The following is a 24,053-nucleotide window of genomic DNA, read 5'->3' as shown; positions in this document are numbered from 1 at the left end:
AACATCCCCTCTATTGCTTGCCATGTGCTGGGTCGGTTGCCGCGCGTCAAATCTGGATCATCACCTTACCGGCCTCGATCTTCACCGGATAGGTCGCGAGATTGACGCAGACCGGCGCACCCTTGGCCTGGCCGGTCTTGTAGTTGAAACGGCCATTATGCTTGGGGCATTCGATGATGTCGTCCATCACCAGCCCGTCGGCCAGATGCGCCTTCTCATGCGTGCAATAGCCGTCGGTGGCGAAGAACTGATCGTCCGGTGAGCGGTAGACCGCGAAGGTGCGGCCGCCATGGTCGAAGCGGATGACATCCTCCTCCTCGACGTCATCCACCGCGCACGCTTCAACCCAATCGGCCATCTCGGTCTCCTGCCAACACTTCGCGATCGCTATTCGGCGGCCGCCGACATATCGACCTCGTGGAACTCGCCACGATAGGGCCTGGCCGTCGGCGGCAATTCGCGCTTGAGATAAAAATCCTCGTATTTCAGCTGCCTGAGCAGGACCGGCCAGACCTCGCGATAGGCATGCCACATCGACGGGTTCGGCTCCGGCAGATCGTGTTTGATCAGTTCGTGCAGCCTGGGCAGCGCGTGATACGGCACCATGGGGAACATGTGGTGCTCGACATGGTAATTCATGTTCCAGTAGATGAACCGGCTGATCGGGTTCATGTAGACGGTGCGCGTGTTGAGCCGGTGGTCGACGACATTGTCGGCAAGGCCGATGTGCTGCAGCAGGCCGGTCGTCACCATGTGCCAGGTGCCGTAAAGGCGCGGCAGGCCGATCAGCACCAGCGGTATCCATGACCTCAGTGCGATCGCAAGAGCGATCGTCGCGACATAGATGGCCACGTGCCATCGGGCGGCGACGACGGCCTTGTGCTGTTCCATTTCGGGGATGTAGCTCTTCTCCTCCGCCGACAGCGTGCCGAAGGCCTGGCGCACCAGCGTCGGCAGCGAATAGCGGAAATCGAGAATGCCGGTGAAGGCGAGCGCTGCCTTCAACAGATCCGGCGGACGCATCACGGCGATCTCGGCGTCGCGGCCGACGATGATGGTGTCGGTGTGGTGGCGGGCATGGCTCCAGCGCCATTGCACGGGATTGCGCATCAGCATGAAGGAGGCGATGTGATAGACGACATCGTTCATCCAGCGCGTGCGGAAAGCCGTGCCGTGGCCGCATTCGTGCCAGCGCGAGTCGCTAGACGAGCCGTAGAGCACGCCATAGACGAACAGGAACGGCACCACCCACCACGAACCCCAGAACCAGACGATGCCGGCGGCCGAACCCACGATTACAGCGAGCCAGATCACCGTGTCGCGAATCGCCGGACCGTCCGAGCGCTGCATCAGTTCCTTCATCGCCTTGCGCGGCACGTCGGTGTGGTACCACTCGGCCGAGGCCAGGCCGGTCTCGATCGCCCTGCGTGTGCTTTCGCCGACCAGGCTGTAATCGCGCTTTTTTGCCATCGCCGTCATCGTCGCCTCGAGAGCATGATGCCGAAAAGTGTGAAGCGGTTGTTGGACGACATCCTGCTCGATCTGTTTGGACCTAGAGGCCGTTGGCGCGGAATTTTCCGTCGAGGAATGTTTTCGCGCGCGGCACGTCATCCTCGGTCAGATGCTCGATGATGACAGGGATGTTCGGGTGCTTTTCGCTGAGCCGCCTCAGATAAAGATCATAGTTGAGCGAGCCGAGGCCAGGCGCCGGCAGCTCGATCTCGCCGACACCACGGAACGTCAGTCCCTCATGCGCGTCTGCATCGCCGATGTCGGCATGCTTCTCCGTCTTGTCGCTGCCCGAGCGCTTCACATCCTTGGCATGCGCGATCCGGATCTTGTCGCTCAGCGTGTCGAACACCTGGTTCAGCACCTGGTCCATGCGATCGATGTTGTGCGCTTCGAAGTAATTGGTCGGGTCCATCAGCAGGCCGAGGCCGGGATGGTCGACCTGCGCGAACATCTTCACCGTCTCCTCGACCGAACCCACGACATTGTTGACATAGGTTTCGAGCAGGAAGACCGCGCCGTGGTCATAGGCGGTCTGGGCAAGGTCCGAAATCACCTTGCGGCATTCCTCGAAACCCTCCTCGGTCTTGTTCCTGGGATCATGCACCCAGTCGGACTCGGTGTTGTAGGTTCCGGTCTCAGAAATCACGTAGGGCGAACCGAATTCGCGCGCGTTGCGGATGATTTCCTTGAGATAGCCGACGCGTTTCTCGCGCTCGGCCTTGTCGGGATGGATGATGTTTGTATAGCCGGAAATGCAGCACACCGGCAGATTGTGATCGCGGAACGTGTCGCGCACTTTTCTGGCCTTGTCCCGTGTGATCTGCCCGGCGGTGAGATCGATATCCCGGAAATGCAGGTCGAGCTGCACGGTGTTGAAACCGAGCGCGCGGATGCGCCTGGCAGCCTCGTCGAGTTCGTAGGGAAAGTAGCCGGTGAATATCCCTGCCTGCATCATGATGTGAACTCCTCCCGGTAAGCGATTCAGCCGCCACGCTTTTTGCGCGGTCCCGTATTTCAGTTGGTCGGGATTTCGGAAAGCCGGACGGTGCGGCCTTCCGCCATCGAGCGGTAGCCGGCCTCGACCAGCGCCATGGTCTTGACGTTGTCGGCAACGGAGAGTGCCGGTGGCGTGCCGGTCTTCACCGCGTATTGCAGCTGCTCCATCACACCGATGAAGGCGTGTGGAAACCACATCGTGTCCCAGCTGGGCGTCACCCATTCGCCGCCCGTCGTCCCCGTCGAGGCGTAGGTCAGCGTCGAAGCGACGCCCGTCGGCCAGCCGATCGTGCCCTTGGCGACGCCCCTGGTGCCGTCGACACGCCAGTTGATGTGCTGGTCGTCACGATAGCCCTGCTCACGCGGACCGGACCAGACATCCTCCAGCGAAACGGCGAGCACCCCGGAAGGAAAGCGCAAAGTCGACACGGTGATGCCGTCGGAATGGTCGAAGGCCGTGCGCGGATCCTTGCGCGTCAGCGTCGTGATTTCCTGGGGATCGCCGAACAGGAAGCGCAACACGTCGAGATGATGCACGCTCATATTGGCGAGCGTCAGCCGGTCGTAATCGGCAAGGAAAGCCTGCCAGTGCGGGATGGCATGCATGTCGATCTGGGCGAAGACGATGTCGCCCAGCGCGCCGCTGTCGATGATCTGCTTCAGCACGCGCATCGACTGGTCGTAGCGCATATTCTGGTTGACCGAGAGGATCTTGCCGGACCTGGCCGCCTCGTCGCGCAGCTTGACGGCTTCCTCAACCGACAGCGCCAAAGGCTTCTGCGCCAGGATCGCCTTGATGTGGGGCTGCCTCAGCGCGTGACGGATGAGAGCCGGCTGCTGGTCCGGCGGAAAGGCAAGGTCGACAATCTCGACCTTGGAATCCTCGATCAATTGCTCGGGCGTGTCGTGAACGATCGGAATATCCCAGCGCCTGGCCACCTTCTCGGCGCTGGCCTTCGTCCGCGAGGCGATCGCCACCACCGGGAAGCCTGCCTGCGCATAAGCGGCCAGATGGCATTCCGCCATGATCATGCCCGCACCGACGCAGCCGATCCGGTATTCCCTGGTGCGAACCTTCACATCTGGTTCGAAATCCGTGCCTGCCATCCATTCCTCCCTGGAGGACAGCATATAGCGCCATGGCTTGCCGGTCAGCCAAGGCCAGCACCATCAATTCCCATCACCGCCGCCATCGGCGACAGGATCACCGGGCAGACGAGTTGCTGCCCGAAACGACGGTCGCGCCTGCTTGGCGCGACCTCATGAATGTCCGGATTACAATTATTGGACGGCGGCCAGCTGGGCTTCGGCGGCGTCGACAAAACTCTTGTCGACCCATTTGCCGTAGTCGATCGAACCTTTCAAAAGCCCGGCGCCAGCCATGAATTTCTCCTCGCCCTTCAAGGCGTCGATGGCGTCGTCGGTGAGTTTGGGATCCTGGTGGAACACGCCGTCGGCATAGGTCTTGCGCACTGACTTTTCCGACGATTTGGTCGCCTCGACAAAGGTCTTGATCGTCTCGTCGGGATGCGCGTCGGCCCAGCGTGAAATCTCGATATCGACCTTCAGCAGCCGCTTGACCAGGTCAGGATATTTCGCCGCGAAGGCGCCATTGACCGAGATGACGTTGGGCACGTTCCATTCCGGATGCGTGCCGGTGTCGAACAGCACACGCGCCTCGCCGGTGTCGACCAGCTTGGCCGCTGTCGAGTCGGTCTCGACGATGGCGTCGATGTCGCCGCGCAACAGTGCCGGGCCGGAGGCCTCGAAAGGCAGGTTCAGCCCCTCGACGTCATTCGTCGTCAGGCCGACGCTGTTCAGCGCCTTGCTGAAATTCGAATGCCGCACCGTGCCGGTGAGAAAGGCGACCTTCTTGCCCTTGAGGTCCTGAAGGGTCTTCAGCGGCGAGTCGGCCTTGACACCGATGTAGGAGCCGCCCGCCCTGACATAGCTCGACAGGCCGATCAGCTTGACATCGGCGCCGGACGCGGCGACGCGCAGCGCCGGGTTGTTGCCGGTATAGGTCACCTCGATGGCGCCGGTGGCCAACGCCGTCGTCGCCTCCGAGCCGCCATTGAAGGTCACCAATTCAACCTTGATGCCGTCCTTGGCGAATTCCTTGTCCCACCAGCCATCCTTCTGGGCGAGGATGAATTTGAGATGCCCAGGCGCGGTGCTGCCGATGCGGATCACGTCGGGCTTGTCCTGCGCGAAGGCGGGCATGCCGCCAAGGCCGATGACGACGGCAATGGCGCCCTTCAGGAGCAGCCGGCGAAATCCATCGAATGCGATGCTGGTCATGGGAAAATCCTTCCTGATTGGAATGAATGGCTTAAATGAGCGAAGACTCGGACTGGCCCTTCCAGGCGGTCGCCCAGCGTTCGAACCAGACGAGCAGGTAGTTGACGGTGAGCCCGATGACGGTGAGCGTCAGGATGCCGGCATACATGTCGGCCGTCTCCATCATCAGCTGCGAGTTCTGGATGAGGAAGCCGAGGCCGGATTTGGCCGCCAGCATCTCGGCGCCGATGACCGCGAACAGCGAGGATTTGACCGCCAGCCGCGCGCCGGCGACGATCGAGGGAATGCTGGCCGGCAGGATGACCTTGCGGAACAGGTCGAAGTCGGACGTGCCCATCGAGCGTGCCGCCTTGATCAGCAGCGGATCGACCGATTTGACGCCGCTGATCGTGTTGACGAGGAGAAAAAACACCGAGGAGTAGAAGGTGATCGCCACCTTCGATTCCTCGCCAATACCGAGCAGCAGGATGAACACCGGCAGCAGCGCGAATTGCGAGGTGTTGCGCAGCGTCTGCACCAGGAGGTCGCTGACCTTCTCGAACAGCGCATAGCGCCCCATCAAGAGACCGAGCGGAATGGCCACCACCACGCCGAGCGCGAAGCCGATCGCTGCGCGCTGCAGGCTGATGCCGATATGTTCGATCAGCACACCCGAGGCGAGCAGGTTCCACCACGCCACCATCACCTCGCTCAGCGGCGGAAAGAAGATGCGGTTGAGCCAGCCCAACCGCGGCGCGATCTCCCACAAAAGGAAGAACAGGCCGAGCAGCGGCAAGCCGTAGACGAAAGTGCCGAAATGCGCGCTCTTCCGTCGGGCCTTGGCGGCTCGACCAACCTTTGGCGCCGCCCCGGCAACGCTGCGAAAACCGATGGCGGGGCCAAGCTTTTCGGTCAGATAGGCCATGGCTCTAGCTCCTCAATGGCTGAAGGCTGGCGACAGCGTCCAGTCCTTCTGCGCCTTGTTGACCTCGTCGCGCAGCACGTCCCAGACGCGGGCGCGATAATCGTTGAAGGCGATGCTGGCGCGGATATCGCCATCGCGCGGCCGTGGCAGGTCGATATCGATGATCTCCTTCACCGCGCCTGGCCGTGCGGTCATCACCACCACCCGGTCGGCGAGGAAGATCGCCTCGTCGATGGAGTGGGTGACGAAAATGACCGTCGTCTTGATCTTGCCCCAGATCCTGAGCAGTTCGCCTTGCAGCAACTCGCGCGTCTGCTGGTCGAGAGCGGCGAAGGGCTCATCCATCAACAGCACTTCAGGGTTGCTGGCCAGCGCCCGCGCGATCGCGACGCGTTGCTGCATGCCGCCGGAGAGCTGGTTGGGGAAACGGTCCTCGAAGCCGGCAAGGCCGAACAGCGACAGCAGGTGACGGGCGGTGGCCGTACGCTCCGCCTTGCCGACGCCGCGCACCTCCAGCGCGTATTCGATGTTGGCCAGCGCCGTGCGCCAGGGGAACAGCGCGTATTGCTGGAAGACATAGCCGGTCTTGGGATCGGGCCTGGTGATCCGCCTTCCGTCGAGCTGAACGTCCCCGGCAGTCGCCTGCGTCAACCCGCCGATAATGTCGAGCAGCACCGATTTGCCGGAGCCGCTCGGCCCTACCAGCGTGATGAACTCGCCCTTGCGGATAGACAGGTCGACGCCATCGAGCACGGTGACGCGATCGGTCGCCTCGCCGTCGACGGTGACGAACTGCCCGGGCTTGAGCTGGAAGGTTTTCTTGATGTCGCTGACGACAATGCGGTCCATGATCTTGTCCCCTCCTATTGCGCCACGCGGATGTGGTGCGTCGGGTCGAATTCCGAGCCGCCGGCCTTACCGCGCTTCCAGCCGAGCGCACGGGCATAGGAGCCGAACAGAAGCCGCTCCTCGACTTCCGCCTCGCTGATGCCGGTCGGCCCTTCGGCGAATTCGGCGACGTAAAGCGCGTCCGTCGGACAATAGATCTCGCACAGGAAGCAGGTTTGGCAGTCGTCCTGGCGCGCGATAATGGGGGCGCCGTTGTCAGTCGCGTCGAAGACGTTGGTCGGGCATACCTTGACGCAGATGTCGCACTCGATGCAGCGCGTGGCGGAGACGATCTCGATCATGACGCCAGCTCCGCGAGCCGCTCGGGGGCGCCTTCGATACGGAATTGGTCGACGCCGGTGATCACCAGCCGATGCGCCAAATCAGGGCTCTTGCCCGGCAGATCGGTGCGCCGATGCATGCCACGGCTCTCGGTGCGATGCAGCGCGGCCGCCACCGACCAGCGCCCGGCAGCGGCGATCGATGCCGCCTCGCGGGCGCGGACCCGGTCCAGCCCCTCGCTTTGCAGATGGTCGCGCACGTCGCGCCAGACGCTCTCCAGCCGCTCCCGGCTTTGCTCCAGGCCGGCGCCTGTGCGGAAGAAATTCCCGTCGAGCGGCGTCACCTCATTGCGCACGGCGTCGATCACCTCGCTTGCGGCGATGTCGGCGCGCGGCGATGCCGCCGGCCTCAAGCCAGCCTGACCGAGCGGCCGTGAAGCATTGCGGAACGCCTTGCCGCCGCGACGCTTGGCGTGGGTCGAGGCGCCCTTGCCGGCCCACCAGCCGCTGGCCAGCGCCCAGGATGAATTGACGGCGCCGCCGCCCGACACCGCACCGGTCATGATCTCGCGGCTGGCAGCGTCGCCGGCGACGTAGAGACCGGGCACGCCGGTGGCGCAATCGTCGGAGACGATGTCGATGCCGCCGGTGCCGCGCACCGTGCCTTCGGCGCGCAGCGTGATGCGGAACAGTTCGGTGAACGGATCAATGCCGGCGCGATCGTAGGGCGCGAAACAGTTCGGCTGGCCCTGGCGCAGCCAGCCCTGCAGCGCCGGCTCGGCCTGATCGAGCCGCGCATAGACCGGGCCGTCGATCAGCGCGCGCGCCACCTCTTCCTCGCGGTCGCCAATGCCGTTGCGCAACGGCTCGCCGGTGGGTCCCAGGATCGGCGAACCATCCTCGCGATGGAACGAGGCCCAGCGGAACGGCAGCCCCTTGTTCAGCGACGAACCATAAGGCGCCAGCGTGTACTTGCCGGTGAACTCCATGCCCGACAGGCTGGCGCCGGCCTCCGCCGCCATCAGATAGCCGTCACCGGTCAGGCCGGTGCCGCCGAGGATGCGCTCGCGAAAGGCGCAGCCGCCGGTCGCCAGCACCACGGCACTGGCATCGACGCGCCAGTCATGGCCGGCCTGCCGGGCGACACCGGCAGCACCGACGATGGCATCGCCGTCCGAAAGCAGTTCGAGTGCCGGATGATGGTCGAGCACGGTGACGCCGGCCAGAAGCACGCGGCGGCGCATGAAGCGCATATAGTCGGGACCGCGCAGATTGGCGATGTAGAGCCGGCCGTCCTCCTCGCTGGGGAAGGGATAACCCCATTCGGAAAGCCTGAGCAGATTGCGGTAAGCGGCGTCGACGCAGCGCAGCATCCAGCGCTGGTCGGCAAGCTCGCCGGTGCGCTGCCAGCGTCGCTCGACCACGGCATGCCTGTTGTCACCCGGTGGCACGCACCATGTGCCTGTGTTGGACGGCGCGGTGGCGCCGCTGGTGCCGAGATAGCCCTTGTCGGCCAGCACGACCTTGGCGCCGCTCTCAGCCGCCGCGACTGCCGCCCAGGCCGCGGACGGCCCGCCGCCGAGCACCAGCACATCGGCCTGCATATGCAAGCTGTCGGACACGGATCGTTTTGGCTGGGGCATGGCTACTCGGCGATCGATTCAAGGCTGGCCGCGGCCGCTTCAGGCGGCACGGGCCGCGCCCGCGAACCATACCGGCTCATTGCCGGCGCTCCATTTGATGTTGCAGCCGATCGACGGCGCCTGATCGGTTGCAGGCTTGCCGCCCTCCAGCACCGTATCGACCGCGGCGCGCAGATCCGCACCCGTCACCGGCCTGCCATTGCCCGGCCGCGCATCATCGAACTGGCCGTGATAGGCCAGCCGGCGATCGGCGCCGAACAGGAAGAAATCAGGCGTGCAGGCCGCGCCATAGGCCTTGGCCGTCTGCTGCGAGGCGTCCTTGAGATAGGGGAAGGAATAGCCGAATTTCTCAGCTTCCTCACCGATGCGGGCGAGCGTCTCCTCGGGGTGCGCCTCATGGTCGTTGGCGTTGATCGCCACCACCTGCAGCCCCTTGGCCGCATAATCCCTGGCGAAGGCGGCGAGTTGCTCGCGGATCAGCACGACGAACGGGCAGCGGTTGGAGATGAAGGCGACGAGCACGGCCGGCCTGGCGTCGAAATCGGCCAGCCGGTGCAACACGCCCTGCGCGTCGGGCAACAGGAAGTCCGCCGCCTTGGTGCCAAGCTCGATCGGATTGGATTCTGTCTTCGGCATCGATGCGCTCCCTTTTCCACCTGTTTCACGGGCCATGCCACGGGCGCGCTGAACGGCCGCAGTTAGTCTATGAATTTAGTAGAATTATAGGCTGGAGAACGCCTTTGCGGTCAACCGCAAGGACTAGAATATCGTGCCAATGTTTGTGCCGGCCCGGCAAGTTTGTTCGGGAGGGGAGCGCTCCGACGCAAAGAGCCCGCCGTGCGGGTCTGCGGCATAGCGACATACCTTGGCTATTGGCCGAAGCGTCCATAACTTCGTCATCTAGGGCGTAGCAGCCGCGAAGCGGCGTCGCGGAGACCCTGGGATCCATTCCGTGACATCAACGAGAGGCACAGCGGCGCAAAATTCTGCACCCATTGCGGCGTTCAGGAGTCGCGGCATGTATCCTCGGGTCTGCGCCGCGTCGCTTCGCTCCTTGCTCCGCCAGTGGATGACGAAGAAGGAGGCGCTTTCGCCAACCCCGAAATGTCAGCGATGACCCACCGAAGGAGGGCATCTTGCTGACCTCCAACCGTCACCCCCGTGCAGCGTTATCAATCAGCGGTCACCCTTCCGGATAGAGCGCCTTAGCCAGGTCGCGGATCGCGTCCGATGTGCGCGGGCCAAAGCCGATCATGTAGGCGCCGTCGAGCACGATCAGTGCCTTGTTGGCCGCCGCGGGCGTAGCCGCCAATGCCCGGTTTGAGAAGACCTGCTCCGGCGTCGGCCCGCCCTTGCCGTCGCTCATCATCAGGATCACATCGGGCGCCATCTCCACCAGTTTTTCCTCCGAGGCGGCCTTGTAGCCTTGCACGACATCCATTGGATTGAGGCCGCCGGCATAGCGGATGATGGCGTCGGCCGAGGTGCCGGCGCCGGCGGCGCTCAACTTCACCAGCCCATGGAAGAACACCACCTTCTTGCGCCGCTCCAGCGGGATTGTCGCGGACAGCTCGGCGGCGGCCTGGAAGGCGGCGAGCACCTCGGCGGAAACCGCCTTGCCCTTGTCCTCGAGCCCGAGCGAGGCAGCGATCAGCGTGATCTTGCGTTCGATGCCGTCTGGCGTGTTGTCCTGCGGGACGAAGACGATCGGGATTGCCAGCGACTTCAGCACCTCCACCGCTTCCGGCGGCCCGCTGTCCTCGGCCGCCAGGATCAGGTCGGGACGCAGGCCCGCGAGCCCTTCCACCGAAAGCTGGCGGCGATAACCGACATTGGGCTTCTCGGTCACCTCGGGCGGATATTTGCTGCCCCGGTCGACCGCGATGACGCGCTCGCCGGCGCCGAGCGCATGGACGATCTCGGTGACATCGGAGCCAAGCGTCAGGATTCTCGTTGCCGGCCCCGGCGTGACAGTTCGCCCCAGCGCATCGACAACGCTCTCGGCGGCCAGCGCCTTGAAGCCGCAGGACGGTGCCAGCACCGACAGCGCCAGAAACAGCACCGCCAGGGTCCTGCCCGGCTGGAACCATGGACTCCGCCTGCCCTCGCCTACGCTGCCCTGCATCGTTCACTCCTGTCCATTTGCCTTTTCGATGACTGACTTGGCCTATAAATTTAAAGTTGACTCATGTCATCATGTTTTAATATGTGACCCCTGCTCTGACCGTTTGGGTCGAGGGATTCCAATCATGCCAGCCAGGGCCGTTCAGCCACCGCCAGCAGTTTGCATTTGCTTGGGGGCTTGCATGACAACGACAACAAACACGACCTTGATGGCCAGCACCGCGCTCGCCTTCGTGCTCGGCCTCTGCGCCGCGCCTTTCGCCAACGCCCAGGAACAGGAACAGGAGAAAAAGGCCGCCACCAAGAGCGACCGCCTGGCGTCGGCCACTGCCAAGCAGAGCCAGCCGGCGACCATGCTCGACGTGATCACCATCTCGGCGACGATGATCAAGACCGCCGTCATCGAATCGATGGCCGCCATCAGCGCCGTCGACCAGGATGAGCTCGACCGCATCCAGCCCGACACCGCCGCCGACATTTTCCGCACCACGCCCGGCGTCGCCGCCTCGATGAATGGCGACGACCCGGCGACCGCCATCAACATTCGCGGCCTGGAACAGTATGGCCGCGTTGTCGTCACCCTCGACGGTGCCCGCCAGGATTACTGGCGCGTCGGCCATGGCTCCGGCTCGTTCTATGTCGAGCCGGACCTGATCAAGGAAGCCACCGTCATTCGCGGCCCGGTGTCCAACGCCTATGGCTCGGGCGGCATTGGTGGCGTTGTTTCCTTCGAAACCAAGGACGCCGGCGATTTTCTCAAGAAAGATGAGAGCTGGGCGCTGAGCGAGAAGCTCGGCTATGAAAGCAATGGCGACGGCTTCACCACCAGCACCACCGGCGCTTACCGATTCAGCGATGATGCCGACATCATCGGCAACCTCATCTATCGCAACCGCGACAGCTACACCGACGGCAATGGCGACACCGTGCCATGGACCGGCGAGCGCGTGACAAGCGGCTATCTGAAGACGACGCTGCGTCCGGCCGACGGCCATGAGCTGAAGCTCGGCGCCATCCTGCAGCGCTACAACGACCAGATCACCGGTTCGAGCGGCTCGACCTCGCCGACACTGAGCCGCTACGACACCAACACGACCAACCAGACCTACACCGCCGCCTACACCTGGAAGCCTGACGACAACGACCTGATCGACCTCAGCGCCAACGCCTATCACAACCGCACCCGCGCCGAGCAGACGCAGGTCTGGCCCACTTCGGCGATCGGCAACTTCCGCTTCTACGATGTCGCGACATCAGGCTTCAACGTGAGGAACTCCTCGCGCTTCGACGCCTGGGGCATCGCCCACACGCTGACCTATGGGCTCGACTATTACTATCTAGAGGCCTCCTCGGAAGCCGCGCATTTCGGCGCCGGCGAACAGCAGGGCTATGGCGGCTTCCTGCAATGGCAGGGCGACTACGAGAACTGGCTGCAGGTGATCACGGCCCTGCGCTATGACGGCTATCAGCTCGACGGCGAGACCCGCTCCGTGCCGCCAGAACAGGCGTCGATCTCCGGCGACCGCTGGTCGCCGCGCGTGACCGTCGGTGTCACGCCCTTCGAAGGCTTCCAGCTCTACGGCACCTACTCCGAAGGCTACCGGGCACCCGGCCTGCAGGATGTCTTCCGTGGCGGCGGCGCGCATGGCGGCGCCGACAGCTACCGGCCCAATCTCCTGCTGCAGCCCGAAACGGCGAAGAACTGGGAGGCCGGCATCAACGTGAAGTACGACGATGTGCTGACGGCGGGTGACCGGCTGCGCGCCAAGGTCAACGTCTTCCACACCGATGTCGAGGACTACATCGACGTCGACCTCACCGTCCTGCCGCGCACGGCAATCAACATCGGCGACGCGCGCCTCAGGGGTGTCGAGGCCGAGATGGTCTACGACTACAACTGGGGTTTCGTGAACCTCGCCGGCGCGCTGATCGACGCCAAGGTCGTCAGCGGGGTCTATTCCGGCCAGGCTTTGAACAACACACCGCTCGACCGCTTCTCGGCCACGATTGGCTTCCGCATGCTGGAGGACCAGCTCACCGTTGGCGCGCAATATCTCAGCGTCGGCAAGATCACCCGCACCAGCCGCACCAATCCCAACGCCGTACCCGTGGTCAACGACGGTTTCGACCTCGTCAACGTCTTCGCCAACTGGACCATCAACGACAATCTCAAGCTCGATTTCGGCGTCGATAACGTCTTCAACACCGCCTACACCGACCCGCAAAGCGCATGGTCGACCACGGCTGCAACGGAACAGGGCAAGGGCCGCACCTTCAAGCTGGCCCTCACCGGCAGGATCGGAGGATGACAATGAGCGAAGCATCGGTGCATGAACTTGCCTGCGAGGCGCGGCTCAAGCTGCGGCGCCTGCCGGACTACATGGACAGCATCAGCGACAGGCTGCGGAGCTTCGAGGCCGATGCCTCGCATCATGGCGGGCGCATCGATTTCCGCTTCACCTTTGGCGGTGCCTCCATCGACATGGAGCAGTTGGTGATGCGGGCCAACGCGCCCGATCGTGATGGGCTCGCCCGCATCAAGGACCTGCTCGCCACGGCGGTCCAGGTTTACGCCAAGGAAGAAAACCCGGAGATCGTCTGGACCGGCGATCTCTCTGGCGAAACCAGCCTCGCCCAGTTCCGCGAGATGACGGTAATTGAGGTTCGCGACCTCACCCCGCATATGCGCCGCATCCGTCTTGCCGGCCAGGACCTCGGTCGTTTCGCCAAATTCGGCGGCATGCATATCCGCATGTTGTTCCCAACCGGGGAAGTGCCCGATCCGCTTTGGCCGATACTCGGTGACAATGGCCTGCCGGTCTGGCCCGCTGACGACCGGCGCCCGGTGGCGCGCGTCTACACCATCCGCGCCCTCGACGTCGCCAGGGGCATCATGAATGTCGATTTCCTCGTCCATCCTGGTGACAGCGTCGGCTCCGCCTGGGCCATGCAGGCAGCAGCCGGGATGAAGGTCGGCATCATGGGACCGGTCGGCCGCCCGGTGCGGCAGGCTGAATGGTATGTCATGGGATCAGACGAAACCGGTCTTCCCGCGCTGGCGCGGCTGCTGGAAACGCTGCCGGCGCAAACCAGGGGCGTCGCCTTTGTCGAAATCGCCGACGAGGGCGAGAAGCAGCAGATCGACAACGCTACCGGCATCGAACTGCACTGGCTGACAAGGGATGGCGTGCCGGCGGGGGAGGACAAGCTGCTCGCCGAGGCCGTCCGCTCGGTGGCATGGCCGCAGGACGGCTCGACCTTCGGCTGGTTCGCCGCGGAAGCCGGTGCCGCCAGGATCGTGCGCGAATATTGGCGCGACACGCTGGGCTTGGGCCGAGACCGGACTCTGGCAGCCGCCTATTGGCGGCGCGGGGCTGCGGGGCTGATGGCGGGCTGAGGTTTGAGGTCTGTTTGATTGCAGCGAGCTGACAAGCGTTGGCGCCGCCCCTCATCTGCCTGCAGGGCGATGAGGGGGGCGCTGACCTGAGCCAAGCACCCCTCCCTAGACTTTGCGGATAACCGCCGCGCCATCCGCACCAACGTCAATTGCAATCTCATCGCCGGGAACAATCCCCGCAACCTCACACACCACCAGCGGCATGCTGATCCCGTACAGAAACTCAGCGACGATGGCGCCCACCGCCAGGATCGGGTCCGGCCGTTGCAGCAGAATGCCGGCCGGCGCCGTACCCCTACGGATCGCTTCGGCCAGCACCGATGACGAGGATGACGACCCCCGCCCGCTCGGCATGACCAGGATCTTGCCGGCCACGTTCTGACCAAGGCCAGGATGCGAATGGTCGATGATGTCGCCGGTCTCGGCGTCGATACCGCCCCAGAAACTGAGCGGCTGCGAAAACACCAAGGCTTGGCCCTCGGCCTTACCAGCAAGTTGGAAGGTGCCAGATCGCTCCACCGACCGCGTCATGAACCACTCCTCACGACATGGCCGACCGCGGCGGAGCGGATGCAATCCCTCATGTCGGCGAAGGCGACGGTCACGCCGATATTGCCCGGCGCGTAATGCGCCCATTTGCCGGAGTTGGTCATCACCACGCCGTCGAGCCGCTCGAGAATCGCGGTGACATAGGTGCAGGTGTCGGCGACCGGGATCAGGCCGAATGCCTCCATGCCGGCAAGCGCGCCTTCCTCCTGCAGTCGCGTCAGCGTCGCGCGCCCGGTGTTGACGTAGATCGGAATGCCCTTGCCAGGGGATGCCTCGCGCAGCACCGGCAACAGGCGCATCCATTCCTCATGCGAGAAATGCGGCGTGCCGAGCGACACGGCCGCCAGCGGGGCTCCGTCCGGCACCATCGACAGCCTGGCCAGCGCATCATCGATATCGGCGCGGGTGACGATGATCGTCTCTTCCGGTGCGTGGCCGTGCAACGCTTCGTCGAGTGTACCCGCTTCCGGCGTGATGCCGACCGCATGGAACAGCGCCACGGCGCCCGTCGTCGCGGCGGCCGCGCCCAGCGCCTTCAACTGATCCTCGTCGCGTGGCTTCGGCAGGCCTGATATGACCGGAACGCGGTCGCCACTGGCTTGCCCGATGATCAGCCCGATGCCGACGAACAGGCTGTCGCTTGGTTCGGGCTCAGCGATGTCCAATGTGAACAGGATGCGGCCACGCCGGTTTTCGCTCAGATGCAGGCCCCAGGCCGGCGCTCGACCGGTCATGGCGCAGCACAGATCGATGAAATCGCCATAGCGGTTGGTGCGCGCGCCGATCACCGAATTGGCGAAGACGATGGCGTTGGATTCGCCCCAGGCGATCTGCTGGCCGAATTCAGGCCGGAAGCGCGTCTGATAGGGCGCGCAAGTGAAGGTCGCCTGGCAGCCGAGTTCCAGATGCGCCTTCATCAGCCGCCGCGCCGGCACCTCTTGCGCCCCCGGCATCTTCACCATGCCCGGATGGATGAGGTCGAACGAGCCGACATTCAGCGTCGTCGGCACCTGCACGCGCCCGCCGCCCTCGACCAGCCGTTCGACGAAATCGAGCCCGGCCTTGCCGTGATAGAGGCAGCCATCGATATGGGCACCCGAGATGTCGAGCAGGCCCCGCGCGCCGACCGCATTGGAAAACGCGATGAGGATCTTCATGGCGGCAGCCGCGGATGGGCCTTGCTCGCCGTCGAGTACGGATCGGTCCTGCGCGGTCAGTTCAAGCGTCATCGGAATGCTCCGGACTCATGCCCGGCTAAGCTGTTCCTTATTGCCCGCTGTCTGGCAAGAGCCAGAACGAGGATCAGCTCGCCGCGATCAGCACCGTGCTTTCCGGTGACCATCGCAGCACCACATCCTGCCCCTCCGCCAATCTGTCGGCGCCGGTGTTCTGCACGATGACCTTCAGCGTCTGGCCGGCACGCTCGACAAAGTAGGTGCTGTTGTTGCCGGCGAAGATGCGCTTGGAGACCTGGCCCTTCAGCATGTTCGCATTGGCCGCATCGGAGGCCCCGCCATCAGTGGCGATGCGAATTCGCTCGGGCCGCACGGCGCAGCTCGCCTTGGCGCCGGCGGCGAGCGTTGCCCCCACACCGGCGGCGATCGCCGTGCCGTCCGGCAGCCGAATGCCGTTGCCGGTCGCGTCACCGCGAAGGATGTTGGCGTCGCCGAGGAAAGTGGCGGCAAATTCGCTTTTCGGCCGGTCGTAGATTTCCTCCGGCGGCCCTTCCTGCACCAGCCTGCCGTCGCGCAATATGCCGATGCGGTCGCTCATCGTCAGCGCTTCTTCCTGGTCGTGGGTGACGAAGATGGTGGTGATGCCGATCTCGCGCTGGATGCGTTTCAGCTCGATCTGCATGTCGACGCGCAGCGCCTTGTCGAGCGCTCCCAATGGCTCATCCAGCAAAAGCACGCGCGGCTTGGTGACGATGGCGCGCGCCAGCGCGACACGCTGGCGCTGGCCGCCGGAAAGCTGGTGCGGGCGGCGGCCGCCGAGCTTGCCGAGTTGCACGAGGTCGAGCGCGCGCTGCACTTCCGCTGCAATCACCGCCTTGGCCTCGCCGCGCACCGACAGGCCGAAGGCGACATTGTCGGCGACGCTCATATTGGGAAACAGCGCGTAGTTCTGGAACACCATGCCAATGCGGCGCTTTTCGACCGGCACGCGCTCGACGCTCTCGCCGCCGATGGAAATACGGCCGGAGTCGGGAAAATCGAAACCGGCGATCTGCCTGAGCAGCGTGGTCTTGCCGCTGCCCGACGGCCCGAGCAGCGCATAGAAGCCGCCATCGGCGAAATCGATGGAGACATCGTCCAGCGCCTTGTGCGCGCCGAAGCTGCGCGAGACGTTCGCTACCTGCACGCCGGCCATTATTTCTCTCCGCCGAATTTGAAGAAGCGCGCCGTGAGCAGCATGAGCGCCATGGACACGACAATGATGATGGTCGAGACCGCGTTGATCTCGGGCGTGAAACCCTTGCGGATCGCGGCGTAGATTTCGACCGGCAGCGTCGTCTGGCCGGGTGTCGACAGGAAGTAGGAAACGACGAACTGATCGAACGACACGGCAAATGCAAACAGCCCACCGGCGATGACGCCCGGCATGATCCAGGGCAACGTGACGCGATTGGTCACCTGCCACTGGTTGGCGCCGAGTGAGCGTGCCGCCTCTTCCAGTTCCGGCGCGAAAGTCTGCAGCCGGGCCGAAACGACGACGATGACATAGGGCAGCGCCAGCGCGACATGGCCGAGCAGGATGGCGAAAAGGCCGCGCCCGATGCCGACGCCGAAGAAGAAGATCAGCATCGCCGTGCCGGTGATCAGCCATGGAATGGCGATCGGCGGAAAGAGCAGCGCCTGCAGCACCTTCTTGCCGCGGAAGTCATAGCGAAAAAGCGCCAGCGACGCCGCCGAGCCGAGCACCACGCTGATGAGCGTGGTGATGATTGCGATCTCCAGGCTGTTCCAGGTGGCTGCGATCAGCTGGTCGTTCTGCCACAGCGATTGATACCACTCCGTCGTCCACTCGAACGGCAGTTGGTAGAAGGGCGAGACGTTGAACGACATCAGCGCCATGATGATGATGGGCAGATAGAGGAAGGCGAGCAGCAGGAAGATGTAGAGCCGGCCAAGTCCTTCCAGGATACGTGTCGTCATCATCACGCGGCCCTCCGCAGCACTGGTGAGGCAATCGCCAGGATGACCAGCACGACGGCCAGCAGGATGAAGGACAGTGCCGCGCCCAGCGGCCAGTTGAACACGGCGACGAACTGGTCCTCGATGACGGTGCCGTAGAAGGTGCCGGTGCGCCCGCCAAGGATGCGCGGCTCCATGAACGAGCCGACGACGGGAACGAAGATGAGCGCGGCCCCCGCCACGAGACCGGGCATCGACAGCGGGATGATCACACGCTTGAGCACTTGTAGCCGCGAGGCGCCAAGCGAGCGACCAGCCTCGATCAGCGAGTCGTCGATCGCCTGCAAGGTGAGATAACAGGTCAGCACCATGTAGGGCACGTAGGAGTGCACCAGGCCGATGATGACGGCGGGATAGGAATACATCAGATCGATGTTGATCTTGAACGGGAGCACCGCATTGAGCGCCGTATCGAGGATGCCGCCCTCGCGCAAAACCATCGCCCAGGAGAAGATCCGCACCAGCCCGTTCGACCAGAACGGCAGGATGACCAGCAGGAAGATCGCCTCGCGGCTGCGGCCCTTCAGCACCTTGGCCAGCACATAGGCGGCGGGATAGCCGATGACGATGCACCACAGCGTCACTTCCAGGCCGAGCCTGAGCGAAGCGAGCAGCAGCGTCAGATAGAGGCTCTGCGAGAAGAAAGCGGCGTAATTGCCAAGCGTGAAAGCCCAGGGCTTCCCAGTCAGCGGCAGGTCGGTCATGAAGGAGAAGAAGACCATGGCCGAGAGCGGCAGGAAGATCGCCACCGTCAGCCAGAGATAGGCTGGCGCCAGCAGCGGCAGAGCCGATCTCAGCCCGCTGCGCGGCGCACCCTGCGCTGCCATGATAAGCCTCCTCCCCAGGATTGAAGGACCAGCCGGCGCGAACCGCCGGCTGGCCTGGACGTGCGTTTTACTTCACGTCGACCTTGAGCTGCTGCCAGAGCGCCAGATAAGCCTCGCGCTGCGCGTCGGTGATCGGCGCCTGGAACTGGATGCGCTTGGCAACCTCGGGATCACCCATGACCTTGCGGTTGAAGGCATCCTCGGGCAGCGCTTCCACCGCCTTGGTGTTGGCAGAGACGGGGGCTCCGACCTTGGTGACCCATTCGACATAGAATTTCGGGTCGATCATCCAGTTGATGAAGGCCTGCGCGCCTTCGACATTCTTCGAACCTGCCGGGATCGAGAACGCGTCGAGCCAGGCAACGGCGCCCTCCTGCGGAATGACCAGCGAAACCGGCAGCTTGAAGTGCGTCTTGGCGCGGTCGGCCGAGCCGCTCCAATAGGTGCCGATGTCGATCTGGTTGGAGGCGACCATCTGGTTCCAGTCGTTCTCCGAGCTCCAGAAGGTCTTGATCTGCGGCATCAGCGAGGTGAGCTTCGTCTTGACCGCATCCATATCCTTGATGTCGTTGATGTTCTGGCCGGTGGCGATGGCGCCGAACTGCACCGCCTCGACGGCGTCGTCGCGGATGACGACGCGGCCCTTGTGCGCGGGATCCCACATTTCGGCGATCGACGTCGGCGGCTTGTCGAAGGACTTTTCGTTGATGGCGAGCGCGGTCAGGCCCCACACCCACGGCACGCCATAGACCTTGCCGTCATGGTCGAGCATCGGCGAACCCGCCTTGTCCTTGCTGATGTCGGCATAGTTCGGCAGTTTCGAGGTATCGATCGGCTGGATCAGCTTTTCCGCCATCGCCTGGTCGTTGAAGGCGGCGTTGATCATGACGACGTCGTAGAGGCCGGGATTGGTCCGGATCTTGGTCAGCATTTCCTGTTCGGAATTGAAGAAGTCGTTGACGACCTTGTTGCCGGTCGCTTTCTCGAAGGCCTCGACGGCCCATGGTTCGTCGGCGCCGTAGCCTTTCCAGTTGAGCACATGCACTTCGGCGGCACTGGCGGCCAGCGTGAGCGCGGTGGTGAAGACGGCGGTCGCCGTCAAGAGAGCAGTCAGTCTTGGCATGCGCATGTTGGTTCCTCTCTTTGTTTGCCCGCTTGGCGGGGCTTGTCAGGCTGTCTGATGGGCCTTCTGGTTCTGGCCCGGCGTGCCGGTCGCGGCGGCCTGGGTCAGGAAAGTCTGGATCTCGGTGTCGGTCGGCGCCGACGAGCCGCCATGACGGGTCACCGAAATGGCGGCCGCCGCATTGGCGTAGCGCGCCGCCTCGAAAGGATGTGCACCCCGCGCCAGCGCGCTGACGAAAGCGCCGATATGGGTGTCGCCGGCGCCATTGGTGTCGACGGCATCGACCTTGAAACCGGCAATGGTTCGCGCCGAACCGTCGGCCAGCCTGACATGGCAGCCCTTGGCGGCGGAGCGGATCACGACACCGGCCGCCCTTGGACAATGATCGGCAAGCAGCCGCGCCGCGAGGGTCTCGACATCGCCCTGGCCGGCGATCTCGGCGGCTTCCGCCATATTGCAGCTCAGCCATGCCGAGCAGGCCAGCACACGCGACAGGATCGGGCGTGGAATGTCTGAAACGACGGGCGTCGGGTCGAAGACAAAGGGAATGTTCTCCGGCAGCGCCTCGATCCAGTCGGCGAGCGCGTCGCGGCTGCCCGGGTAGCTCAGCGTGTAGCCCGAAGTGAACACCCAATCACCCGGCGCCACTGATACCGGTGCCATCATGTCGAGGTTGAGAACGCTCTCCGCACCGGGCCATGACACGAAAGTGCGTTCGGCGTCGCTCGAGATCATGGCGACGCAATTGCCGCTGTCCATATGAGGCGATGGGGCCGTCAGCGTCCCGATTTCCTCGGCGGCGAACGCGGCGCGCAGGAAATCGCCATTCGGCCCGCTGCCGAGCTGGCCACCAAACACCACCGTCATGCCGGTGCGGGTGGCAGCGACCATCATGTTGAAGCCGCCGCCGGCGACCTGCGCGTAGCTGGATGCCGTCTTCTCCGTACCCGGCGCCGGCAAGGCGTCGATGCGGTAGACATAGTCGACCACCGCGCTGCCGATATGGACGAGACGCCCGCTCATGCCGCGGCGTCCTTGCCGGAACCGGTTTTGGACGTTCGCGCCGCAACAAGGTCGGCGGCGAGCGCACGAACCTCCGCCATGTCGATCCCCCTGAGGCCGGCGACGCGATCCCCGGGCAATCGCGAAAAGCCGGTGCAGGCGCCGGCCATGCCGGCCGCGATGGCGCCGATCGTATCGGTGTCGCCGCCGAGGTTGGCGCTGATTTCAGCCGCTTGCCAGGGGTCACCGCCGGCAAGCTCGAGCACCGCGAAGGCCGCCGGAACGGATTCCTGGCTGGCGACGCCGGTGCCGACCAGATCGGTGATCAGCCGGATTGCATCGCTCATCACCTTGCCGCGCACCAGATCCTGCGCCCAGACGATACGCGCCGCGATGTCGCCGCCGGTCACCCAATGGCCAAGCGTCGCCCCTCGCCTCGCCGCAGCGACGCCACTGCCGGATGCGGCGCGCCAATCGCCGCCGGACACGCCGTGGCTGACGGCGGCCGCGACGGCGGCGGCCGACGCTATGGCGATCGAGGTGTTGTGCGTCGCCCGGCAGGTCTCGGCCACCTTGGCGACCAACGCATCGAGCGGCTCCAGCGGCATCATGATGCCGACCGGCGCGATGCGCATCGCCGCGCCGTTGGTGTCGCCGCCGCGCCCCGCCTCTTCCGCTGGCACGCCATTGTTGATGGCATCGATGGCGCGCTTGGTCGATGGTCCCAGCAGATCGTAGCTGCCGCGCGCCTTGACCTCGCGCTCCCAGTCGAGCAGCGCGTTGACCCAGCGCGCATGGTCGAAGCGCTCGCCGGACTCGACCAAAATGCGGCCGAGCAGCAGCGCCTGTTCGGTATCGTCGGTGATAGTGCCGGCCGCGAGCCCCTTCGACACCGGATGATCGGCGAAGGGCGCGATGAAATCCTCGACATGGCCGTAGAGTTCGGCAATCCGGGCCTGCGACAGAAGCTGCGTCGGCATGCCGAGCGCGTCTCCCAGCGCGCCGCCGACAAGCGCGCCCATTGCGCGATCAAGCGTGATGTTGTCCGGCATCGCTCAGAACCTCATATGCAGCGCGAAATGCGCGGGATTGAGCAGGCTGGTGACATATTCGATCGGCCGGTCGTCGGCCGCACGCGTCAGCCGGCGGCCGCGCAGGAAGGGCGTGCCTTGCGGGCAGCCCAGAATGGCCGCATCCTCGGCATTGAGCATCTCGATGCCCACCCATTCCTCGCCATGGTCGGGGATCAGGCCGGCGCCGCGCAGCGTCTGGTGCAGCGATCCTTCGCGCAGGCCGCGCAGCGGCACATCCTCCAGCTCCGGCGACAGCGGCAGGCGGCTGCGCTCGATGGAAATCGCATGGCCGTCGCTGGCATTGGTACGCACCCGGTCAACGGCGATGAAGAACGGGCTTTCGATGCCAAGCAAGGCTGCCAGATCGGCGTCTTCAATCACTTCCAGCCGCAGCGTCCTGGTCTCGGCATTGGCGCCCGCATTGGCCAGCGCCCGCGACCAGCCGATGGCGTCGTCGACCGGCTTGCCGTCGAAGGTGACGAAGGAGCCGATGCCGACCTTGGTGGTGATCAGCCCGCGGCTGGACAGTTCCTCGAGGCCCTTGCGGACCGTGTTGCGGCTGACGGAGAAGCGCTGGACGAGTTCATTTTCGCTTTGCAGGCGGTCGCCGAAGCCGAGCAGGCCGGAACGGATTTCATGTTCCAGAACGGTCGCGATCTGCTCGGGCTTGCCCGTGCCGGGAGACAGTTGAACCGCGCGCCGCTTCATATGCATACCTGTTCAGTGAACCTGTATAGTCCTGTTCAATATACCGCCGTGGCAGTGCTGTCAACGGTCGCTCGATGACAGGGAATGGACGATCCTCACCTCAATGCGGGACAGCCCTTGAGGGCACCGACTGACGGTTGCCGGCGGTTAGGCCGGAATCCTCGTTATTGGTGGCCAATGCCGGTCTGCCTTCAAAACACTTGCCTTGGGAAAAAAAGAAAGCCCGCTCCGGATGCCGGGGCGGGCCTTGGAGGAGGATAAAGGGGTGGGACCCTCTCCTCTTGTTTCCACGGGGGGTGTGGACCGAATTCACAATACGAGAATCGCGAAAAATTTGGGATCACAAGCCGGCTCGCTTTCATCACAATCCGGTGCGCTCCGAGCTGGACACGGTCACGAGATCGCGATTATCCGAAGCCTTGTGGGCCTCTAGATCCGCCCTAGCACGACAAGGACGATAATGATCAGCAGCACAAGCCCGAGCCCGCCGCCACCATAGTAGCCAGTTCCATAGAACGGCCCGCCGCCGAGCCCGCTGAAACCGCCAAGCAGCGCAATGACAAGGATGATGATGAGTATGGTGCCTAAGCTCATGGTTTTCCCGCTCCTGTAGGCGCTGCCACGCCGGTTTTAACATCGCTGCATGCGATGTTTCGAAGACGAGAACGTTCGAGCAGCCCTACCGTTCCGCGCGATTGTGGCACGACATCCGCACGGAGATGATTTTCGCTGGCGAATGAAATCTCAAACAACAAAGCGCCGGTGATTGAAAGCGCTCGACACGCAGGAAGCCCGCCTGAATGGCGGGCTTCCGACCGGCCGTAGCCGGGAGAGTGCTGTCAAAGCCTCACGGCTGGTTTGGCACTTCCGTCCCTGGCGCCCCTTGCCTCAACGACGGGCGATCAGCAGGCAGAGTTGACGCAGATCGCGGTCATAGGTGCCTGCGTTGCTAAGCACGTCGACGCACCGCTTCTTCATGCGCGCCACCTGGCTGCCGGACATCTGGGCCACGACACCCGAGAGGCTCGCCTTCGACGCATTGCTTGGGTTGGACGGAGTTGTCGGATTGGTTCCGCCGATGCCGACCCCGACGCCGACCCCGCTCGTGGCGCCGACATTGGCGCCGAGCCCGGCGGTAACGCCACCCGTGCCGCCGACATTCGCACTTGCCCCGCCATTGATGCCGTTGCTTCCACCGACCGAGGCCCCCAATCCGGCGTTGACGCCGTTAGATCCGCCGACATTGGCACCGGCGCCAGCATTGACGCCACCGCCCCCGCCAACCGATGCTCCGGCACCGGCGTTGACGCCACCGCCGCCGCCGACGGAGGCGCCGGCACCGGCATTGACGCCGCCGCCACCACCCACCGAGGCGCCGACACCCAGCCCTGCCGCATTCGCTGGCAAGGAAAGAACGACGACTATCGCACTACCGGCCAACACACTGGCGACTGTCTTGATGGTAAAAGCCATAACACTCTCCTGTTGTCGTTGCGCTAAGGCAGTCGGCGTACAGCCGATTGCAGATTCA

General features: G+C 64.2%; 24 protein-coding genes. 2 read left to right on the top strand and 22 right to left on the bottom strand.

What is annotated here, in order from left to right; all coding sequences use genetic code 11:
- Positions 1–46: 46 nt before the first annotated feature.
- The 11 genes from FJ977_RS29235 to FJ977_RS29185 form a co-directional block, all read right to left on the bottom strand.
- Entirely contained in the window at positions 47–358 is a 312-nt protein-coding gene (locus tag FJ977_RS29235; protein WP_140775681.1) for a MocE family 2Fe-2S type ferredoxin, read from the bottom strand.
- 29 nt (positions 359–387) lie between these two features.
- Positions 388–1,479 carry a fatty acid desaturase family protein gene (locus tag FJ977_RS29230; protein WP_140775680.1) on the bottom strand — a complete coding sequence of 364 codons (1,092 nt, stop codon included), beginning with the start codon at positions 1,477–1,479 and terminating at the stop codon, positions 388–390.
- 73 nt (positions 1,480–1,552) lie between these two features.
- A complete protein-coding gene (locus FJ977_RS29225) occupies positions 1,553–2,467 on the bottom strand; it encodes a sugar phosphate isomerase/epimerase (RefSeq protein ID WP_140775679.1) in 915 nt (304 codons plus the stop codon).
- Positions 2,468–2,526: 59 nt separating this feature from the next.
- On the bottom strand, positions 2,527–3,615 hold the full coding sequence (locus FJ977_RS29220) for a Gfo/Idh/MocA family oxidoreductase (RefSeq protein ID WP_140775678.1): 1,089 nt from the start codon (positions 3,613–3,615) through the stop codon (positions 2,527–2,529).
- Between the two features lie 174 nt (positions 3,616–3,789).
- Positions 3,790–4,809: an aliphatic sulfonate ABC transporter substrate-binding protein gene (locus FJ977_RS29215; RefSeq protein ID WP_140775677.1), complete on the bottom strand. Its 1,020-nt coding sequence runs from the start codon at positions 4,807–4,809 to the stop codon at positions 3,790–3,792.
- A 31-nt stretch (positions 4,810–4,840) separates the two neighbouring features.
- Positions 4,841–5,713: an ABC transporter permease gene (locus FJ977_RS29210; protein WP_140775676.1), complete on the bottom strand. Its 873-nt coding sequence runs from the start codon at positions 5,711–5,713 to the stop codon at positions 4,841–4,843.
- 12 nt (positions 5,714–5,725) lie between these two features.
- Positions 5,726–6,562 (bottom strand): ABC transporter ATP-binding protein, encoded by an 837-nt coding sequence (locus FJ977_RS29205; protein WP_140775675.1) that lies wholly within the window; start codon positions 6,560–6,562, stop codon positions 5,726–5,728.
- A 14-nt stretch (positions 6,563–6,576) separates the two neighbouring features.
- Positions 6,577–6,903, bottom strand: coding sequence for a ferredoxin family protein (locus tag FJ977_RS29200; RefSeq protein WP_140775674.1), 327 nt, complete (start codon positions 6,901–6,903; stop codon positions 6,577–6,579).
- Positions 6,900–8,525, bottom strand: coding sequence for an FAD-binding protein (locus tag FJ977_RS29195; RefSeq protein WP_140775673.1), 1,626 nt, complete (start codon positions 8,523–8,525; stop codon positions 6,900–6,902). Before FJ977_RS29195 ends, FJ977_RS29200 begins: the two co-directional genes overlap by 4 nt.
- Before the next feature lie 39 nt (positions 8,526–8,564).
- Positions 8,565–9,161 (bottom strand): thioredoxin family protein, encoded by a 597-nt coding sequence (locus FJ977_RS29190; RefSeq protein WP_140775672.1) that lies wholly within the window; start codon positions 9,159–9,161, stop codon positions 8,565–8,567.
- A gap of 547 nt (positions 9,162–9,708) precedes the next feature.
- Complete coding sequence (locus FJ977_RS29185) at positions 9,709–10,650, bottom strand: ABC transporter substrate-binding protein (protein WP_140775671.1); 942 nt, start codon at positions 10,648–10,650, stop codon at positions 9,709–9,711.
- 181 nt (positions 10,651–10,831) lie between these two features.
- On the opposite strand from FJ977_RS29185, the gene FJ977_RS29180 reads away from it, so the two are divergent.
- Both FJ977_RS29180 and FJ977_RS29175 read left to right on the top strand, forming a co-directional pair.
- Positions 10,832–12,958 carry a TonB-dependent hemoglobin/transferrin/lactoferrin family receptor gene (locus FJ977_RS29180; protein ID WP_140775670.1) on the top strand — a complete coding sequence of 709 codons (2,127 nt, stop codon included), beginning with the start codon at positions 10,832–10,834 and terminating at the stop codon, positions 12,956–12,958.
- Between the two features lie 2 nt (positions 12,959–12,960).
- Positions 12,961–14,046 carry a siderophore-interacting protein gene (locus FJ977_RS29175; RefSeq protein ID WP_140775669.1) on the top strand — a complete coding sequence of 362 codons (1,086 nt, stop codon included), beginning with the start codon at positions 12,961–12,963 and terminating at the stop codon, positions 14,044–14,046.
- 105 nt (positions 14,047–14,151) lie between these two features.
- Here FJ977_RS29175 and FJ977_RS29170 read toward each other — a convergent pair whose 3' ends face one another.
- The 11 genes from FJ977_RS29170 to FJ977_RS29120 all read right to left on the bottom strand — a co-directional run bounded on the left by FJ977_RS29170 (position 14,152) and on the right by FJ977_RS29120 (position 23,995).
- Complete coding sequence (locus tag FJ977_RS29170) at positions 14,152–14,577, bottom strand: DUF126 domain-containing protein (protein WP_140775668.1); 426 nt, start codon at positions 14,575–14,577, stop codon at positions 14,152–14,154.
- On the bottom strand, positions 14,574–15,824 hold the full coding sequence (locus tag FJ977_RS29165; RefSeq protein WP_140775667.1) for an aconitase X: 1,251 nt from the start codon (positions 15,822–15,824) through the stop codon (positions 14,574–14,576). The genes FJ977_RS29170 and FJ977_RS29165 overlap by 4 nt, the downstream gene beginning before the upstream one ends.
- A 73-nt stretch (positions 15,825–15,897) precedes the next feature.
- Positions 15,898–16,965, bottom strand: coding sequence for an ABC transporter ATP-binding protein (locus FJ977_RS29160; protein WP_140775666.1), 1,068 nt, complete (start codon positions 16,963–16,965; stop codon positions 15,898–15,900).
- Positions 16,965–17,753 (bottom strand): ABC transporter permease, encoded by a 789-nt coding sequence (locus FJ977_RS29155; RefSeq protein WP_140775665.1) that lies wholly within the window; start codon positions 17,751–17,753, stop codon positions 16,965–16,967. Before FJ977_RS29155 ends, FJ977_RS29160 begins: the two co-directional genes overlap by 1 nt.
- Positions 17,753–18,616 (bottom strand): ABC transporter permease, encoded by an 864-nt coding sequence (locus FJ977_RS29150; protein WP_140775664.1) that lies wholly within the window; start codon positions 18,614–18,616, stop codon positions 17,753–17,755. Before FJ977_RS29150 ends, FJ977_RS29155 begins: the two co-directional genes overlap by 1 nt.
- 67 nt (positions 18,617–18,683) lie before the next feature.
- Complete coding sequence (locus FJ977_RS29145) at positions 18,684–19,745, bottom strand: ABC transporter substrate-binding protein (protein WP_140775663.1); 1,062 nt, start codon at positions 19,743–19,745, stop codon at positions 18,684–18,686.
- 39 nt (positions 19,746–19,784) lie between these two features.
- Complete coding sequence (locus FJ977_RS29140) at positions 19,785–20,762, bottom strand: PfkB family carbohydrate kinase (RefSeq protein WP_140775662.1); 978 nt, start codon at positions 20,760–20,762, stop codon at positions 19,785–19,787.
- A complete protein-coding gene (locus FJ977_RS29135; protein WP_140775661.1) occupies positions 20,759–21,793 on the bottom strand; it encodes an ADP-ribosylglycohydrolase family protein in 1,035 nt (344 codons plus the stop codon). The genes FJ977_RS29140 and FJ977_RS29135 overlap by 4 nt, the downstream gene beginning before the upstream one ends.
- Positions 21,794–21,796: 3 nt before the next feature.
- Positions 21,797–22,522 carry a GntR family transcriptional regulator gene (locus FJ977_RS29130; protein ID WP_140775660.1) on the bottom strand — a complete coding sequence of 242 codons (726 nt, stop codon included), beginning with the start codon at positions 22,520–22,522 and terminating at the stop codon, positions 21,797–21,799.
- A gap of 429 nt (positions 22,523–22,951) precedes the next feature.
- A complete protein-coding gene (locus FJ977_RS29125) occupies positions 22,952–23,116 on the bottom strand; it encodes a DUF3309 family protein (RefSeq protein ID WP_064988046.1) in 165 nt (54 codons plus the stop codon).
- 294 nt (positions 23,117–23,410) lie between these two features.
- The gene (locus FJ977_RS29120) at positions 23,411–23,995 is read right to left on the bottom strand and encodes a hypothetical protein (protein ID WP_140775659.1); all 585 of its coding nucleotides are present in this window, start codon (positions 23,993–23,995) and stop codon (positions 23,411–23,413) included.
- Positions 23,996–24,053 lie beyond the last annotated feature (58 nt).

This window comes from Mesorhizobium sp. B2-1-3A (assembly GCF_006442655.1).
Lineage (GTDB): Bacteria > Pseudomonadota > Alphaproteobacteria > Rhizobiales > Rhizobiaceae > Mesorhizobium.
Note: the sequence above shows the minus strand (reverse complement) of the source record. Positions and strands in the feature narration are given on the sequence as shown.